We start from the raw sequence: 17,226 nt of genomic DNA, 5'->3' as shown, positions 1-17,226 counted from the left end.
AAGCCCGCTCCCACATTTTGATTTGTGAATACAGTCAAATGTGGGAGCTGGCTTGCCTGCGATCGGGTTCACCGCTTACTTGGCTACTTTGCCCAATACACGCAGGCGGCTCACACCGCCATCCGGGAACACGTTCAGGCGGATGTGGGTGATTGGCCCCAGCGCCTTGATCTGCTCGGCGAAGGTGTGTTCAGCGTGCATTTCCAGCTTCTGCGCCGGCAGCAGTTCGCGCCAGAACAGCGATTGGGTTTCGATCTGGCTGTCGGTACCGCCCTTCACAAATGCGCCCTGTATCGAGCAGGTGTCCGGGTAGTTGCCCTTGAAGTGCAGGGTATCGACGATGATCTTCTCGATCTCGCCCGGGTGACCCAGTGCCACGATCACCCAGTCATTGCCTGGCGTGCGACGACGCGCGGTTTCCCAGCCGTCGCCCATGTTGGTGCCACGGCCTGGGTTGAGGATGTTGCTCATGCGGCCGAAGTGTTCATCGGAGCAGGCCAGGGCACGGCCACCGTTGAGTGCGGCCGCCAGGTCGACCTGTTCGTTGTCGCCCACCGAGGACCAGTCGCGGAACGGCACGCCATATACGCGCAGGCGCGCCACGCCGCCGTCCGGGTAGATGTTGAAGCGCAGGTGGCTGAAGGCCTGGTCGTTGTTGATCTCGTGGTAGTGGTGGCTGTTGCCTTGCAACTCGACGGCGGACAGCACTTCGACCCACTGGGTGTTGTCATCCGGCTCGCCCGAAGCCAGGAAGCAGGCTTCCAGGGAGGCCGATGGCGGGAAGTTGCCGGTGAAGAATGAAGTGTCGATGTCCACACCTTTGATCGAGCCCGGCACGCCCAGGCGGATCACCGCGCTGTCGTAGCCTTCGAAGCGCTTGCGGCGCGACTCCCAGCCGTCCATCCACTTGCCGTTGTCATCGAACACGCCCTCCTTCCACACGGCCGGGGTCGGCTGGAACAGGCGGTTGGCGTCGGCGAACCAGTCATCGGTCACAGAGATGATCTTGGTGCCCAGGCGGGCGTCGGCCAGGTTGACGAACTTCTCGAAAGGTACGGCGTAAGCTTTCATTCTTCTTGTCTGCCTTGAATAGAGTGGCTGGGGATGGTCGTTTAGAGGGTCAGTAAACGGAACAACGCGATCTTGTTGATCTCGTCCAGCGCGCACTTGAACTCGGTGTCCACCGAGTTATGGATGCGCGTTTCGAACGCGGCGAGGATCTGGTGCCGGTTGCTGCCTTTTACCGCCATGATGAAGGGAAACTTGAACTTGGCCTTGTAGGCGTCGTTCAGCTCGGTGAAGCGCGAGAACTCTTCGGCCGTGCATTGGTGAATCCCCGCGCCAGCTTGTTCATCGGTGCTGGCTTGGGTCAGTTGGCCCTGGACGGCGGCTTTGCCGGCCAGGTCCGGGTGAGCGTTGATCAGCGCCAGTTGGCGGGCATGATCAGCGCTCAACAGGATGTCGCTCATGCGCTGGTGCAGGGTTTCGATCTGGTCGATCGAAGCATCCTGGCCCAGATCGAAGGCCTTTTCGGCCACCCATGGCGAGTGTTCGTAGATATCGGCGAAGGCGGCGACAAACGCATCGCGGCTCAGGGTTGAGGGTTTCAGGCTGTGGAACGCAGTCATTTGGCCGCTCCCGTGTAGGGGTGGGTTTCCTGCCAGTGGCGGGCAATGTCGACGCGGCGAGTGAACCACACCTGCTCATGGCCTTTGACGTATTCGATAAAGCGCTTCAGCGACGCCAGGCGCGCCGGGCGGCCGATCAGGCGGCAGTGCAGGCCGATGGAAAGCATTTTCGGCGCCTCGGCCCCTTCGGCGTAGAGCACGTCGAAGGCGTCTTTGAGGTACTCGAAAAAGTCATCGCCCTTGTTGAAACCCTGAACCTGGGTGAAGCGCATGTCATTGGTGTCCAGGGTGTAGGGGATCACCAGGTGCGGCTTGCCGGTGGGGTTGTTGGGTTCCCAGTAGGGCAAGTCGTCGTCGTAGGTGTCGCAGTCATAGAGGAAGCCGCCTTCCTCCATCACCAGCCGCCGGGTGTTGGGGCCGGTGCGCCCGGTGTACCAGCCCAGGGGGCGTTCGCCGGTGAGTTCGGTGAGGATGCGGATGGCTTCGAGCATGTGCTCGCGCTCCTGGGCCTCGTCCATATATTGGTAGTCGATCCAGCGGTAGCCGTGGCTGCAGATCTCATGGCCGGCGTCGACCATGGCGCGGATCACATCCGGATGGCGTTGTGCGGCCATGGCCACGGCGAAGATGGTCAGCGGGATGTCGAATTCCTTGAACAGCTTGAGGATGCGCCACACGCCGGCACGGCTGCCGTATTCGTACAGCGACTCCATGCTCATGTTGCGCGCGCCTTGCAGCGGCTGGGCCGAGACCATTTCCGAAAGGAACGCTTCGGATTCTTTGTCGCCGTGCAGGATATTGCGCTCGCCGCCTTCTTCGTAATTGAGTACGAAAGACAGCGCAATGCGCGCCTTGCCCGGCCAGTGGGGGTGAGGAGGGTTACTGCCGTAACCGATCAGGTCGCGTGGGTAGTCAGCGCTCACTGCAGTCTTCCTTCTTGTTCGTCGTAGTAGCGATGAGTGATTGTATACAACTTATCGCGCACTTTGTAAGCCTACATTTCTGCATTTTTTCGGCGTAGCGCTAGACCAGAGGTGCAGCAAGAAACTTGCCTGGTTGGTCAGCTAATGGACAAAAGGTCTTTCAAAAGCAAGGATAACGCGCAGATTGCCCTGTTGAGCAATGGCAGTAGGCTGTTCTGAGAGTTTGTGATTTTTATTGTGTACAATTTTTTTAAAAAGTGTCTTAATCGATCATCACCGGCTTTTTCGATGCCCTGAAAAAGTGCGGATCACTTTTCTACTGACCACAGGAGGCGCGCAGACGCCATGGGACGCTTGACCACACACGTATTGGACGCCGCACACGGCTGCCCCGGCAGCGCAATCAAGGTTGAGCTGTACCGCGTCGAAGGCGTGCAGCTGGAACTGGTGGCCACCGCGCAGACCAACAGCGACGGCCGCTGCGACGCACCGCTGTTGCAAGGTGACGACTACCGCAGCGGCGTGTACCAATTGCAGTTCAGCGCCGGTGATTACTATCGCGCCCGCGGCGTGCAACTGCCGGAGCCGGCCTTCCTCGATGTGGTGGTGCTGCGCTTCGGTATCAGCGCCGAGCAGGATCACTACCATGTCCCGCTACTGATTTCGCCCTACAGCTACTCCACCTATCGCGGTAGCTGAGCGTCACCTCGCTTCACACCCCCAAAGCTCTTCGTTGGTTTCGCCCGCGCACACTGCGGGCTTTTTTTTGCCTGGCATTTGCCCGCCCGCCCGTTCAATTATGTGGCGCACACCTTAGAGGGATGAGGCCTAGGCTCGGCGTCTTTCGTACAAGAAGACGCCGTCATGAGCTCTGATCCCCTCAACCCCGTAGTCTCGGCACCGGACACTGTCACCGCCGAACCCTTTGATCTCGACAATCCCATTCAGGCCAGTGAGGCCCGTGATCAAGCCGTTCGCCGCTTGCTGACGCGCCGCCTCAACGCATCCGCCCAACCCAGCCGGCTGATCAACCAATGGCACCTCGTGAACACGCGCTGTATCGAATCCTCAAAGGCGCTCAAGCGTCTGATAGGCAGGGCGCCACGGCTGTTGCGGGTGATTCGTTTCGCGTTGCAGGAAGCCTTTGGCCTGGATCCGGACACCCTGCTGTTCACCGAGCCCCTGCCGCCACGTCCCGCGCAGAAAGTCGACAGTCTGACCGAGCGCGCGCTGGCGTTGTTCAGCGATCCGTCCTTGCCGATCAACCTTAACCAGTACACCGCGCTGAGCCTCAAGGACGACCCTGCGCGCAAACTGCCTTTTACCGCCCTGCAGGCGCTGGAGCGGGTCAAGGGGCTGGGGTTGATGGCTCGGCTCGACAACCAGGTGCGTGAATACTGGCAGTATTTGGCGTACGGCTCGTGGTTGACGCGCCAGGCGCGTTGGGTGCAATTGCGCAAGCGTTTGTTCATCGACGCGGGCTTCCTGGCGCACCAGTTGGATGAACTGTCGGATGCGGGTTGGGCGTTGGTGCAGCAGTTGGCGGATGCGCCTTCCGAAGAGGCACGCCAGCGCGCTGGCGGCGATTGGGCTGGCGTGCGCGTCGGCACAGTACTGTGGCCCGGCACGTTTCAGACGGCGCTGGCCATTCCCGGCGCCCTGCACTTGTACCGTGAGGGCGCGGCGCAGCAGGCGCCCCACGTGATCTATCTACCAGGGATGGCCCGCGCATTCTATGAGTTCAGTGCTTGGGAACAGGTGCAACGCGGTTTGGCGAGCCTGTTGAACGGCGCGTTGTTCAGTGTCTTGTGGCAGTGCTTGCCGCTACGCCGTCGCCACGAAGTCTGTCGCGGCGAGACGCAGTTGGCGCGTGGCGCTGCGCTGAGCGGCGATGCCTTGCAGCACAGTGCAATCGCCGTGCTTGATGCGCAATGGGACAACGAGCTGGCGTGCGCGTTGTCGATCAATCACGCGACGTTAGCGGCGCCGGCTTCACTGGGGCGTGACACGGCGCGCTTCCTGCGGTTTATCGAAAAAGGCCGGGACCGACTGGCGATCGCGGAGCACCTGGGCGCTTCCCTGGGGACCTTGTTGGGTTGGGATGCAACGCGGCGTGCGGCAGAAATCATCCTCGGCCAGCTGCCGTCCGGACTGGCCTTGCGCAGCCGCGAACAGCAGGTGGAGCGCTACGAAAAGCGCCTCATGACGCTGCTCGACCCACAGGACCCGAGCCGGGAGAGCACGGCCTATGACGCATTGGTCACGCTCAATGGGCAATGGCAAGCACAGACTGATGCGGTGCAGGCCCTGTCACTCGGGGCAGATGAGCGCCTGCTGAGCCCGGCATTCTGGCTGGAACACCCAGACGACACGCGCAACCGTACCACCTTGTTGTTGATCGCCCAGCGCGAGGCGTTGTTGCAGGAGGTGCAACGGCTGCAGCATTTGAAACTGATGGCCGAGGCGCCCTTGCAGCGCCTGGTCGAAGTGTTGAACAAGCCCCATGCCAGCGATCGCAACGGCAGCGATACCTGCGTGCTGCGGGTGCTGTTGGGCGGCGAGGGGATGCTGGGGGCGTTCGTAGTGACGACTAAACAGGCCCACGCCACCCCGGTGCGGACGCAGCCAGTGCTGCTGTGTGTGGCCGGGCGCTTCGGCGGGCTGGCTGCATTCGACGACCTGGAGACGCTATCCGAGCGCCTGCGGGTTAGCCTGTGCAGTCGCGACGGCTCGCCCCTCTGGCAGTGCGTGGGGCGTGATCGGCGCCAGGCGCTGAAGACTGCGTCTGACATCACGGTGACGTACGAAGTGCTTGAGGAACATGTGCTGCACCATGGGCTCACTGAACTGATCAACTACTACGCCAGGCTCGACCAGGGACTGGACCAGGGCTTGCGGCTTTTCAGTGAAGTCCGCGACCCGGCGCTGATCCGGATGCTGTTGGCCGCCGAGATGCGCGAGCACCTACAGGTGCCGGCGCATGACGCCTTGACCGAGGCCATGGCCAACCTGGAGCTGCTGCGGTTCGCCGCCGCCCAGGCGAATAAACTGCCGGCATGGCTGGGCCAGGCGCAGGCCGATCAGCGCAATGCCTACCGACGATTACAGCTGCATTACTTGAGCAGTGCCCAGGCATTCGAAGCCAAGCTCTGGCGTGAATTGCCGGAGTTGGAGGCGTTCGCACGTAAGCTGCTGATCGCTCAATTGAAGCTGGATGGGTTGTACCCGGAGGTGGATATCGATCAGCCCTTGCTCGATATGCCCGATGACGTCAGCGCCTACTTCTGCGGGTGGACCAGCCAGTGCGGGGTGGGCGAGCGGGATATCAAGAAAGTCGTCAGTCCGCAACGCACTACATTCAGCCTGTTGCAGTTGGCCCTGCACAATCTGGATGCCCAGGCGCCCTGGACCGAGTGGCGCTTGAACCGCGCGCGCTACCTGGCGCCGCAGTGGCAGCAGCGCTTGAATAGCCGTTACTTGATCAAGACCCTGGCAGCCCTGGATATCGGCGGGCGCTATGACACGTTGATCCAGCAAGTGTTTTATCCGCCCGCTTGCGCGCCCCCAACGTTGCCTGGTGGACTGATTGACCGGGTACTGCGCCAGCAGGCGCGTATGCATGGGTTTTCGGCGGCAAGGCAGGGCCTGAGTGCCAAGGCCCAGAGTGTGTTCAACACCCTGATGGCGGCGCAGGCGGTGGCCGATCTGAACGGCAACGGCCATCGCCTGCGATTGCACTTCGTGCGCCTGTGCGGGCATACCCTGGAACACGACCGGCATATCGCCGGGGTGCTGGTGACCCACGACGAATCGGCAGGGTTGTGGCTGGTGTACTGGCCCGCCGCAGTGGATGGCCCGGCCATTGCCGAGTACACGAGCCGGGAGCAGGCTGTCGCTGCTTTGAACAAGGCTTGGGCAACCCCGGCCAATGTGAAAGCCCTGGCCCATCAGGTGGCACCGGGGTGGGAGACGCAGGCCATCGCCAGTTACCCCGTCGTCGGCAGCGGGGGGGCGATGGTGGCTACCGGTGGAACCAGACTGGTGTTTGCTCCGGTGCGTGGGTTCTATGTGCTGGAAACGGTCGAGGCCATCGCCCGGTTCATACGCTCGTTCAAGGTCAAGCACCGCGTGCCGTCGGTGGCCGTGGAGGATATCCAGGCGCAGATCAACGAGCAGATCGCCGCCGCCCCGAACGCCTGGCTCGACTTCAGTGCAACCCCCGCCAGTCATACGTTGGCACTGTTGGCGCACGCGCGGATGCTCGAAATCCAGCACCGCGCACAGGGGCGCGCCGTATCGGCCAGAACATTGGAGGCCTACCGGCAAGATCGCTTGGGCGAGCAACACGCGGCTACGCTGCGTGGGTTGCTGTCGTTCGTACCGGTGATCGGCCTGGGGGTCAGCCTTTACGAGATTCTGTTGGCGGCCAGGCGCTTTCATCACAGCCGCCATCCCAGTGACGCCGTTGACTTGGTGTTTGTCACGCTGCTGGGCTTTGTGGATGTGCTGACCGCGTTCATTCCCGGGCCAAAAGGTGCGCGGGTGACAGGCGTGGCCGCCGCGCGCGCGTCGATGCGCGGTGCCCTGGGCCGGCTGCACCGTCGTCATGGGTTGGTCGGCGGCGGGCTGTCTGCGCTCAAACCGTCGACGACCCTGCCGGCCAAGGCGCTGGAACGGTTTCGCAAGGACCTGCCGCCAAGCGCAGCCATCGAGTTGCAGGGGCCGGGTAATCGGGGCACTTACGTCAAGGGTGGCGAGCAATTTGTGCTCGACGATACCCATCAATACCCGGTCTATCGACGCCAGGATGAACAGGTGCTGCGTCTCAAGCACCCGCAGGACGATGTGCAAAACGAGCTGATTCTGCACATCGAGGAACCCGGGGAATGGCTGCTTGGCGCCGATGCCCCGCCACCCCAGCCGCAGCCGGGACCCAGTACCGAGATGTGGCGGCCGTGGGCTACAACCCCCAGCGCCCAGGAGTGGTCGCCGCCTTCTCATGCGATGCTGCAGGAACACGTGGGCCGCGCCGCCCATCTGCCCGGTGCGGGGCAGGGGTGGGCGTTCGATTCGCGATGGGTGCTGACAGACCTGTTGCCCGAGCGCGGGATCTTCCGCGTGTCGGGCGGGGAGGGGGAGCGGGCCTTCGATGTGCTGCGCCAAGACGGGCGTTTGTTCCGGTTGCTGCCCGAGGGGACCAATTCGTCGTTCCAGAGCATTATCTTTCTCACCCGTAATCGGGCGCTGGCTCCGCAAGCGGCCACCGACATTCACTTCTGGTTGGGCGCCGGCTTCAGTGAGCAGCCGATTCCTGCGACGCTGGGCGCCGATGGCCTCTGGAAGGCGCGGCCGGTGCTGTTCCTGGAGCCGCTGGAAAACACCATGGGCCGAGTGTTTCCCCGCATGAGGGAACTCAGCCGGCGCTCCGCCTGTGAGCGCTTGATTGAGTTGGCCGACACCGGCCGTGAGGTGACCGCCAGCCATCTGTTGACCCTCCGCGCCACCCTGGATGACTGGCTCGCCCCCGGTGCCGTGGGCCACACCGATGACCTGCTGAAAATGTTGCGTCCGACCTACAGCCGACGGCGCCTGGCTTTCTACATTGGCTATGAAGGCCGTTCACCGGGGTTTACGCGCATGGACTTCACCCTGCCAGCGCCCCTTGATCCCTCCTTGCGCGTGAGCACCCGCGAAAACGCCAGTGCCAGGGCCCAGGTGGTGCAGGCGGTGATTGCCCGGATGCTGGAACAACAAGGGTTTGTCATCCACTCGATCGAAAAACGCATGGGCGGGCAGTACTCGGTGGATTACTTCTGCACGCACCCCAAATCCAACGCCAGGTACTACGTGCTCACGCGCTGGGTGAAGAACAGCACCGTTAACCTGCGGTCCGCCACCAGCGTGCAATTGACTGACGAATGGTTCAGGCGGCGCAGTGTGGCGCGTACCTATTCGGAGCATATGCCCGAGATCAGTCGGGCATTGAATCAGAACCGCCTGGTCAAGATCATTGCCGGTATCCAGTGGACATCGCGTTCCAACCCGACGGTGTTTTTCGTCAAGTTCGGCGGGGTCAGCTCTTGAGCAACGACAGCGCGCCTGCGCCACCGAACAGCCCGGCGCTGATCCGGTTGAACCAGCCCTGGCCCTTGCCACTGCGCAGGTAGCGCGCAGCGCCGTGGGCACTCAAGCCGTAGGCCAGCTTGCACAGCAGGTCGAGCACGGTCCAGGTGGCGATCATGATCAGCAACTGCGCCAGGAACGGCTGCTGGCTGTTGAGAAACTGCGGCAGGAACGCGGCAAAGAACAGGATGTCCTTGGGGTTGCTGGCGCCCAGCACAAACGCCCGCCCGAACAAGGCGCGAAAGCGTGGGGTCGGCGCGGCCTGTGGAACGTCGGCGCCCTGGCTTGGCTGGCGCGACTGCTGCCAACTCTGCCAGGCGAGGTAAAACAGGTACAACGCGCCGACGATCTTCAGCGCGCTGAATAGGTGTTCCGAGGCCAGCAGCAGGGCACCCAGGCCGAGCGCCGAAGCGCTGAGCAGGCAGATCGAGGCGCTTACGCCACCGAGAAATGCGGGGTAGGAGCGGCGCAAGCCATAGTTGAGGCTGTTGCTGATCATCAACAACGACAGCGGCCCGGGGATCAGGATCACCACCAATGCCGCGCCACTGAACAACAACCAGGTTTCCAGACTCATGCCTAACACCTCTTATAGAAATATGAATTTCGCGATGAAAATCGCGCACAGCACCCACAGGCTGACGGAAATCTCGCGGTACTTGCCCGTACCGGCCTTGAGCGCCACGTAGGTGATAAACCCCAGGGCAATCCCATCGGCGACCGAGAATGTCAGCGGCATCATGATCGCGGTGACAATCGCCGGGATGCTGTCGGTGGCTTCATCCCAATTGATATGGGCCATGCTCGCCATCATCAGCATTGCCACGTAAATCAGCGCACCCGCGGTGGCATAGGCTGGAATCATCCCGGCCAGCGGTGCAAAAAACATCGCGGCCACAAACAGCACGCCGACGGTCACGGCGGTCAACCCGGTACGGCCACCTGCGGCTACGCCCGCAGCACTTTCCACGTAGCTGGTCACCGGCGGCACGCCGACCATGGCACCGAACACGCTGGAGGCACTGTCGGCCTTCAATGCGCGGGACAGGTTGTCGATCTTGCCGTCGGCATTGACCAATCCGGCCCGTTGCGCGACGCCCATCAGTGTACCTGCAGTGTCGAACATGTGTACAAAAAGAAAAGCAAATACCACGCTGATCATGCTGACATTGAATACACCTGCCACATCCATCGCCATCCAGGTCGGCGCCAGGCTTGGCGGTGTGGAGATAAAGCCGTTGTAGTGCACCAGCCCCAGGCCCCAGCCGGCCAGTGTCACAGCGATGATGCTGATCAGGATGGCGCCGAACACGCGGTGGTAGCTGAGGATGGCGATCAGCAGGAAGCACACCGCCGCCAGCAATGGCGCCGGCTCATGCAGCGAACCGAGCTTGATCAAGGTCGCCGGGCTTTCGACGATGATGCCGGCGGTCTTCAGGCCGATCACCCCGAGGAACAGGCCGACGCCGGCCCCCATGGCGTGGCGCAGGCTCACGGGGATGCTGTTGAGCAGCCATTCACGTACCCGCGACAGAGTCAGAAACATGAACAGCACGCCGGAGATAAACACGGCGCCGAGCGCGGTCTGCCAGGTGTAGCCCATGGTGCCGACCACGGTGTAGGTGAAAAATGCATTCAAACCCATGCCTGGCGCCAGGCCCACCGGCCAGTTGGCGTACAGGCCCATCAACAGGCAACCGAGTGCGGCGGCGATGCAGGTGGCGACGAACGCCGCACCGTGATCGATGCCCGCATCGGCCATGATGTTGGGGTTGACGAAGATGATGTAGGCCATGGTGATGAAGGTGGTGAGGCCGGCGATCAGCTCGGTCTTCACTGTGGTGCCATGCAAGCGCAGTTTGAACAGGCGTTCCAGCCAGCCGTTCGGTGAGGGGGCAAGGTCCAGCGTCGAGGCTTCGGATTTGCGGCTATCCACAGCGAGTACTCCTCAAGCATTTTATTGTTATGGTCAGCGCCGAAGCGCTGAGAGGTACTGGCGGGTTTGTTGACCAATAGGTCAGGAACTCGCACGAAGCGAATTATGCTTTTGTATACAAATAAAGCAAATAATGTTTTCTATTTGCTGCACGAAATAGATGAAAGGCAACCATACGATTGCGTGGTGAGCGGGCTTGCCCCGCGTTGGGGCGCGTAGCGGCCCCAGGAGCGTCACCACCGCATCAGGGTTGATTGGCGAGCGCCTGATTCACCGCCAGCCATCCAACTACCGCGTCTTCGCCCGCGTCACTGAAGGCACGTTGCAGCAATTTCACCTGTTCGCGGCGCAGTGACTGTTCGAAACGCAGGCCTTCTTCGGTCAACTCCAGCAGGCGTTTGCGCTTGTCTGTCTCGGACGCGACGCTGTTGACCAGGTGCATCTCCTGCAATTGCCGCAGCGGGATGTTCAATGCCTGCTTGCTCACACCGAGCAACTCCAGCAGTTCCTTCACGCTCAACGCCGGGTAGCGCGCGATGAAAAACACAATGCGCTGGTGCACCCGGCTCAGCCCACGGCGCTCGAGCATTTCGTCGGCCTTGGCGGTAAACGCTTGGTAGCCGAAGAAGAACGCTTCCATGGCGGCCTGCTGGGCGGTGGGGTTTTTAAGGTCAAGCATATTGACGTATCCGTGCGAGTCGTCGTAATTTCGGTCAACCAGTTTGACGTATTTCCCACAGTCTTCGCTACCGGTGACCCCATGGCCTTCTCTGAACGTGTTACGCGCCTCAAAAGCTCCCTGATCCGTGAAATCCTCGCGGCGGCCCAGCGTCCGGAAGTGATGTCGTTCGCCGGAGGCCTGCCGGCCGAAGCCATGTTGCCTGCCTTGAACTGGGACGACATGCCGCTGAACATCGGCCAATACGGCATGAGCGAAGGCGAACCGCAGCTGCGCGAACTGCTCGCCGCCGAGGCGCGTGCCCTGGGCGTGCCGTGCCAGGCCAGCCAGGTGCTGGTGGTCAGCGGCTCCCAGCAGACCCTCGACCTGGCGGCCAAGCTGTACATCGACAAGGGCACGCAGATCCTGCTGGAAGGCCCGACCTACCTGGCCGCGTTGCAGATCTTCCAACTGTTCGGCGCCGATTGCCTCACCGTGCCACTGGAAGCCGACGGTCCGGACCTGAGCGCGTTGCGGGCCAACCTTGAACGCCATCGTCCGGCGTTCATTTACTTGATCCCGACTTTCCAGAACCCCTCGGCCGTGCGCTACAGCGAGGCCAAGCGCGAGGCCGTTGCCGCCTTGCTCGACGAATTCGGCGTGACCCTGATCGAAGACGAACCCTACCGCGAACTGACCTTCGACGGCGGCAGCGCCAAACCCATCGTCGGGCGCCTGAAAAAAGCCAGCTGGATCTACACCGGCACCGTGTCCAAGACCCTGTTGCCGGGCCTGCGCGTGGGCTATCTGATCGCCAGCCCGGACCTGTTCCCGCACCTGCTCAAGCTCAAGCAATCGGCGGACCTGCACACCAACCGCGTCGGCCAATGGCAGGCCATGCAGTGGATCGGCACGGAAAAATACCAGCAGCACCTGGCGCAACTGCGCAGCTTTTATCGCGAGCGCCGCGATGCCTTCCAGTCGGCGCTGGAGCGTCACTTCGCCGAGCTGGCCGACTGGCAGATGCCCCAGGGCGGATTATTCTTCTGGCTGACCTTGAAACAGCCGCTCGACACCCGCACCTTGTTGGCTCAAGCGCTCGACCAGAACGTTGCGTTCATGCCCGGTGAACCGTTCTTTTCCGAGCCGGACCAACATCTTGGCTCGTTGCGGCTCAATTTCAGCCATATCGACCCGGCCCGTTTGGATGAAGGTCTCAAGCGCCTGGCCGCGGTGGTCCGTCAAGCACAGCACGCGCAAGCGGCATAAGGGGAGCCCCATGTACAAGGTTTATGGCGATTACAAGTCGGGCAACTGCTACAAGGTCAAATTGATGCTCAGCCTGCTGGGCATTCCCTACCAATGGATCGATGTGGACATCCTCAAGGGTGACACCCAGACCGCCGAGTTCCTGGCGAAGAACCCCAACGGCAAGATCCCCGTGCTGGAGCTGGAAGACGGCACCTGCCTGTGGGAATCCAACGCGATCCTCAACTTCCTCGCCGATGGCAGCGAGTTCCTGCCCAGCGAACCGCGTCTGCGCACCCAGGTGTTGCAGTGGCAGTTCTTCGAGCAGTACAGCCATGAGCCGTACATTGCGGTGGCGCGGTTTATCCAGTTTTACCTGGGCCTGCCCGAAGACCGCCTGGAGGAATACAAGAAGCTGCACAAAGGCGGTTACAAGGCGCTCAAGGTCATGGAACGCCAACTGCAGTTGACGCCGTACCTGGTGGGCGAGCAGTTCTCCATCGCGGATGTGGCCTTGTATGCCTATACCCATGTGGCGAATGAGGGTGGTTTTGAGCTGGAGGCTTATCCGGCGGTGCAGGCGTGGTTGCAGCGTGTGGCCAGCCATCCCAAGCATGTGCCTATGCTCGGTTAAACGTGTGGGAGGGGGCTTGCCCCCGATTGCGGTGTATCAGTCAACTTATGTGTGATTGACACTCTGCTATCGGGGGCAAGCCCCTCCCACATTCAGTTGTTCGTTCAGCAAGTCGAAACAACGCTGTGCAGCAGGGCTTAGGCCCATCCCGCTGCGACTGATCAACCCGATCTCGCGGTTCACCCCGGGATGATCGATGGGGATGCGTTTCAACCCCGCCAGGCTGTCCGCCGCCGATTCCGGCAGCACACTGATCCCCAGCCCCTGGCGCACCAGCGCCAATACCGTCGACATGTAGTTGGCTTCCATGCCCGCGTTCATCGTCAGGCGTGTCTCATCGAAAAGCGCATCCACTTGCTCACGCACGCTGCTGTCGCGGCCAGTGAGGATGATCGGCTGGTCCGCCAGTTGTTCCAGGGTCAGTTTGCGATGGCGGGTGAGGGGGTGATCCACCGGTACGAACGCACACAGGCGATCGTTCAGCACCGGCACGAATTCCAGCCCATGGCTGAGCCGTGCGCGCACGCCAATGCCGAAATCCACCTCACCGGAACGCACCTGGGCATGAATGCGATGGGCGACCAGGTCATGCAGGCGCACTTCGATTCCTGCAAAACGCTCGCGAAACAGGCGCAGCACCGGCGGCAGGCTGCCGGCACAGACCGAGGGCAGGGCGGCGATGGTCACCACGCCTCGGCGCAACGCCGCCAGGTCGCGGGACCCGCTGACGATGTTGTCCAGGTCCAGCAACAGTTTTTCCATCGGCCCGCGGGCCTCCTGGCCGGCGACGGTGACGCTGACGTGGCGCGGGCTGCGGTCGAGCAAGGCGACGCCGAGCCAGTCTTCCAGTTGTTGCACCTGCACCGTCAGCGCAGAAGGCGACAGATGCAGCTCATTGGCCGCCTTGGTGAAGCTGCCAGTACGTGCCACCGCCAGAAACGCCTGAATGTGTTGGATACTGTTCTTCATTTTGTTTTTCCGAACACTAGCGGGTGAATATTCCAATTTACAAAGACTAACCTGCTTCCAATACTCCAGGGAAAACAATAACCGGCCAAAAAGGCCGCTCTGGAGTAACCCATGCTCGCTACCCTGGGTGTCATCACCATCCTGTGCCTGCTCGCTGCCGTCATGAGCAAACGTCTCTCGCCGCTGGTGGCCCTGATCGCCTTGCCGATCATTGCCGCACTGCTCGGCGGGTTCGGCCTGCAAACCAGCGCCTTCATCATCACCGGGATCAAGAACGTCGCCCCCGTGGTCGGCATGTTCGTCTTTGCGATTCTGTTTTTCGGGATCATGACCGATGCCGGCATGCTTGACCCCATTATTGATCGCATCCTGCGCACGGTAGGGACGCGTCCTACACGCATTGTTGTAGGCACCGCGACCCTTGCGCTGTTGGTGCACCTGGACGGCTCCGGCGCGGTGACGTTCCTGGTGACGGTGCCGGCGATGTTGCCGCTGTATACGCGGCTGGGCATCGATAAACGCATCCTCGCCTGCGTCTGTGCGATGGCCGCCGGTGTCAACTTCCTGCCGTGGACCGGGCCGGTGCTGCGCTCGTCAGCGGCCCTGCACGTGCCGGTGGCGGACCTGTTCCAGCCGCTGATCCCGGTGCAGATCGTCGGCCTGATCTTCGTGTTTGCCTGTGCCTGGTGGCTGGGCCGTCGCGAAGAAAAACGCCTGGGTCTCGGCGCCGGCTCCACGGTGGATGCGGTGCCGCAACGGGTGCTCAGCGACGACGACATCAAGCTGCGTCGCCCGCGCCTGTTCTGGGTCAACCTGATCCTCACCGTGCTGGTGATGGTGGTGATGATTGCCGGCTGGGTCGACCCGGTGGTGATGTTCATGCTCGGCACCGTAGTGGCGTTGTGCATCAACTACCCGAACGTGGATGCCCAGCGTGCCCGCATCGATGCCCATGCCAAGACCGCCCTGACCATGGCCAGTATCCTGTTGGCCGCCGGGGTGTTCACCGGGATCATGCAAGGCACCGGCATGCTCAAGGCCATCGCCGAAGTGGCGGTGGCGCAGATTCCGGCGGGTCACGGCAAGTTGATTCCGGCGGTGGTGGGTTTTATTTCCATGCCGTTAAGCATGCTGTTCGACCCCGATTCCTACTATTTCGGCGTGATGCCGGTGATCGCTGAAGTCGGCAAGGCCCTGGGCGTCGACCCGCTGCAAGTGGCCCAGGCCTCGTTGCTGGGGGTGCACACCACCGGTTTCCCGGTCAGCCCACTGACCCCTGCGACCTTCCTGTTGGTGGGCCTGTGCAAGATCGAACTGGCCGATCACCAGCGCTTCACCATTCCGTTTCTGTTTGCCGCGTCGGTGTTGATGACCCTGACCGCGTTGCTCCTGGGAGTGATTTGAGATGAAAACCTTGCGCATCGGTTCCGGTGCCGGCTATTCCGGCGACCGTATCGAACCTGCGGTCGAGTTGGCCGAACACGGCGACCTGGATTACCTGGTATTCGAATGCCTGGCTGAACGCACCATCGCTTTGGCGCAACAGGCGCGTATCAGCGATCCGCAAGGCGGTTACGATCCGCTGTTGAGTGAGCGCATGCGCCGGGTGCTGCCGTTTGTGGGTGTGCAGACCGGGCGCCGTCGCCTGCGGGTGATCACCAATATGGGCGCGGCCAATCCAGTCTCGGCGGCGGCCGAAGTGCGGCGAATTGCTGTTGAGTTGGGCCTGGATCTCAAGGTACTCGCTGTGGTGGGCGACGACGTGTTGACGATGTTGCAGCCCGAGTTTTTGCTGGATAACGGCCAGACCGTCGGCTCTTTGGGTGAACGGTTGATCTCAGCGAATGCCTACCTGGGCGTCGACGGCATTCTGCAGGCATTACACGTCGATGCGGACGTGGTGATCACCGGGCGCGTGGCCGACCCCTCGCTGTTCCTGGCACCGCAGATGTTTGAGTTCGGCTGGGCAGCGGACGATTGGCTGCGCCTGGGGCGCGGCACCTTGGTGGGGCATCTGCTCGAATGTGCCGGGCAAGTCAGCGGTGGGTATTTTGCCGATCCGGGTTTCAAGGATGTGGATGACCTGGCGCGCCTGGGTTTCCCGCTGGCCGAGATTGATGCCGACGGTGAAGCCGTGATCACCAAGGTCACCGGCTCCGGTGGTCGGGTCAGCTGTGCCACCTGCACCGAGCAACTGATCTACGAAGTGCATGACCCTGCGGCCTATCTGACGCCGGATGTTACAGCCGACTTTTCCCAGGTGGGCTTTGTCGAGGAGGGCGCGGATCGCGTTCGTGCCCAAGGTGCTGGGGGGCGCTCGCGTCCCGCACAGTTGAAGGTGAGTGTTGGCTATCTGGACGGATGGATCGGTGAAGGGCAGATGTCCTACGGTGGCCCTGGTGCTGTCGCTCGGGCACAGCTGGCGCGGGATGTCGTGCTCAAGCGCCTTGAGTTGATGGGGGTGAAGATGCAGGACGTGCGTGCCGAATTGATCGGCATGGACTCGCTGCACGGCCCGCGCAGCACGGTGGAGCCCTGGGAAGTGCGCCTGCGCGTGGCGGCTCGTTGTGAAGAGCGCAGCGAAGCGGTGCGCGTCGGCAACGAAGTGGAAACCCTTTACACCAACGGCCCGTCTGGTGGCGGCGGCGCGAGCAAGAGCGTGCGGCAGGTGGTGGCGGTGGCGTCGTTGCTGCTGCCGCGTGATGCGGTCAAACCGAGGATCGAAGCATGAAGCTGCACACACTGGCCCATTCCCGTACCGGGGATAAGGGCGACACGTCGAACATTTCGATCATTGCCTATCGTGCCGAGGATTACCCATTGCTCTGCGCACAGCTGACGGTTGAGCGCGTGGCCGCGTTCTTTGTCGACCAACTGGAGCCAGGCGCCGCACCGGTGCGGCGCTATGAGCTGGCGAATGTGCAGGCACTGAACTTCGTTCTGCCGGGCATTCTGCGTGGTGGTGTCACCCGCTCGCTGGCGCTGGATGCCCATGGCAAGTGCCTGGGCTCTGCATTATTGGATCTCGACCTGTAAATACCGTAAATGTGGGAGGGGGCTTGCCCCCGATAGCAGAGTGTCAGTCACACATAAGTTGACTGATACAC

The 17,226-nt window shown here is 62.0% G+C and carries 14 protein-coding genes; 7 read left to right on the top strand and 7 right to left on the bottom strand.

Annotated elements, in window-relative coordinates:
• Positions 1-75: 75 nt before the first annotated feature.
• From alc to puuE, 3 genes are read right to left on the bottom strand one after another with little or no spacing between them, the layout of a single operon-like run.
• Complete coding sequence (alc, locus tag M2497_RS22565; protein ID WP_248483333.1) at positions 76-1,071, bottom strand: allantoicase; 996 nt, start codon at positions 1,069-1,071, stop codon at positions 76-78.
• A 41-nt stretch (positions 1,072-1,112) separates the two neighbouring features.
• Complete coding sequence (gene uraD, locus M2497_RS22560; protein WP_248483331.1) at positions 1,113-1,628, bottom strand: 2-oxo-4-hydroxy-4-carboxy-5-ureidoimidazoline decarboxylase; 516 nt, start codon at positions 1,626-1,628, stop codon at positions 1,113-1,115.
• The gene (gene puuE, locus M2497_RS22555) at positions 1,625-2,551 is read right to left on the bottom strand and encodes an allantoinase PuuE (RefSeq protein WP_058424641.1); all 927 of its coding nucleotides are present in this window, start codon (positions 2,549-2,551) and stop codon (positions 1,625-1,627) included. Before puuE ends, uraD begins: the two co-directional genes overlap by 4 nt.
• A gap of 345 nt (positions 2,552-2,896) precedes the next feature.
• Between puuE and uraH the strand changes: the two genes are divergently transcribed.
• Positions 2,897-3,250, top strand: a complete 354-nt coding sequence (gene uraH, locus M2497_RS22550) for a hydroxyisourate hydrolase (RefSeq protein WP_248483329.1) — start codon at positions 2,897-2,899, stop codon at positions 3,248-3,250.
• 165 nt (positions 3,251-3,415) lie between these two features.
• Positions 3,416-8,635 carry a DUF6543 domain-containing protein gene (locus M2497_RS22545; RefSeq protein ID WP_248483327.1) on the top strand — a complete coding sequence of 1,740 codons (5,220 nt, stop codon included), beginning with the start codon at positions 3,416-3,418 and terminating at the stop codon, positions 8,633-8,635.
• On the opposite strand, the gene M2497_RS22540 is transcribed toward M2497_RS22545, so the two are convergent.
• The 3 genes from M2497_RS22540 to M2497_RS22530 all read right to left on the bottom strand — a co-directional run bounded on the left by M2497_RS22540 (position 8,625) and on the right by M2497_RS22530 (position 11,289).
• Positions 8,625-9,251 (bottom strand): LysE family translocator, encoded by a 627-nt coding sequence (locus M2497_RS22540; protein WP_248483325.1) that lies wholly within the window; start codon positions 9,249-9,251, stop codon positions 8,625-8,627. The two genes, M2497_RS22545 and M2497_RS22540, sit on opposite strands and share 11 nt — an antisense overlap.
• Positions 9,252-9,263: 12 nt before the next feature.
• Complete coding sequence (locus tag M2497_RS22535) at positions 9,264-10,610, bottom strand: NCS2 family permease (protein ID WP_248483323.1); 1,347 nt, start codon at positions 10,608-10,610, stop codon at positions 9,264-9,266.
• 244 nt (positions 10,611-10,854) lie between these two features.
• Positions 10,855-11,289 (bottom strand): MarR family transcriptional regulator, encoded by a 435-nt coding sequence (locus M2497_RS22530; RefSeq protein ID WP_071492751.1) that lies wholly within the window; start codon positions 11,287-11,289, stop codon positions 10,855-10,857.
• Between the two features lie 81 nt (positions 11,290-11,370).
• Between M2497_RS22530 and M2497_RS22525 the strand changes: the two genes are divergently transcribed.
• Together M2497_RS22525 and M2497_RS22520 are read left to right on the top strand one after the other, a co-directional pair.
• A complete protein-coding gene (locus M2497_RS22525; protein WP_248483321.1) occupies positions 11,371-12,537 on the top strand; it encodes a PLP-dependent aminotransferase family protein in 1,167 nt (388 codons plus the stop codon).
• 10 nt (positions 12,538-12,547) lie between these two features.
• Entirely contained in the window at positions 12,548-13,150 is a 603-nt protein-coding gene (locus M2497_RS22520) for a glutathione S-transferase family protein (RefSeq protein ID WP_248483319.1), read from the top strand.
• A gap of 66 nt (positions 13,151-13,216) precedes the next feature.
• On the opposite strand, the gene M2497_RS22515 is transcribed toward M2497_RS22520, so the two are convergent.
• Complete coding sequence (locus tag M2497_RS22515) at positions 13,217-14,119, bottom strand: LysR family transcriptional regulator (protein ID WP_248483317.1); 903 nt, start codon at positions 14,117-14,119, stop codon at positions 13,217-13,219.
• Positions 14,120-14,230: 111 nt separating this feature from the next.
• On the opposite strand from M2497_RS22515, the gene M2497_RS22510 reads away from it, so the two are divergent.
• Genes M2497_RS22510 through M2497_RS22500 form a run of 3 tightly spaced genes read left to right on the top strand, consistent with a single transcriptional unit; the run spans position 14,231 to position 17,155 of the window.
• Positions 14,231-15,523, top strand: coding sequence for a citrate:proton symporter (locus M2497_RS22510; RefSeq protein WP_016976366.1), 1,293 nt, complete (start codon positions 14,231-14,233; stop codon positions 15,521-15,523).
• 1 nt (position 15,524) lies between these two features.
• Positions 15,525-16,850, top strand: a complete 1,326-nt coding sequence (locus M2497_RS22505) for an acyclic terpene utilization AtuA family protein (protein WP_248483315.1) — start codon at positions 15,525-15,527, stop codon at positions 16,848-16,850.
• Entirely contained in the window at positions 16,847-17,155 is a 309-nt protein-coding gene (locus M2497_RS22500; protein WP_248483313.1) for a hypothetical protein, read from the top strand. The genes M2497_RS22505 and M2497_RS22500 overlap by 4 nt, the downstream gene beginning before the upstream one ends.
• The last annotated feature ends 71 nt before the right edge of the window (positions 17,156-17,226 follow it).

It is taken from the genome of Pseudomonas sp. CYM-20-01 (assembly GCF_023169845.1).
In the GTDB taxonomy this organism is placed as follows: domain Bacteria; phylum Pseudomonadota; class Gammaproteobacteria; order Pseudomonadales; family Pseudomonadaceae; genus Aquipseudomonas; species Aquipseudomonas azotoformans.
The sequence above is the reverse complement of the archived record's forward strand: the minus strand, read 5'-3'. Positions and strand labels throughout refer to the sequence as shown.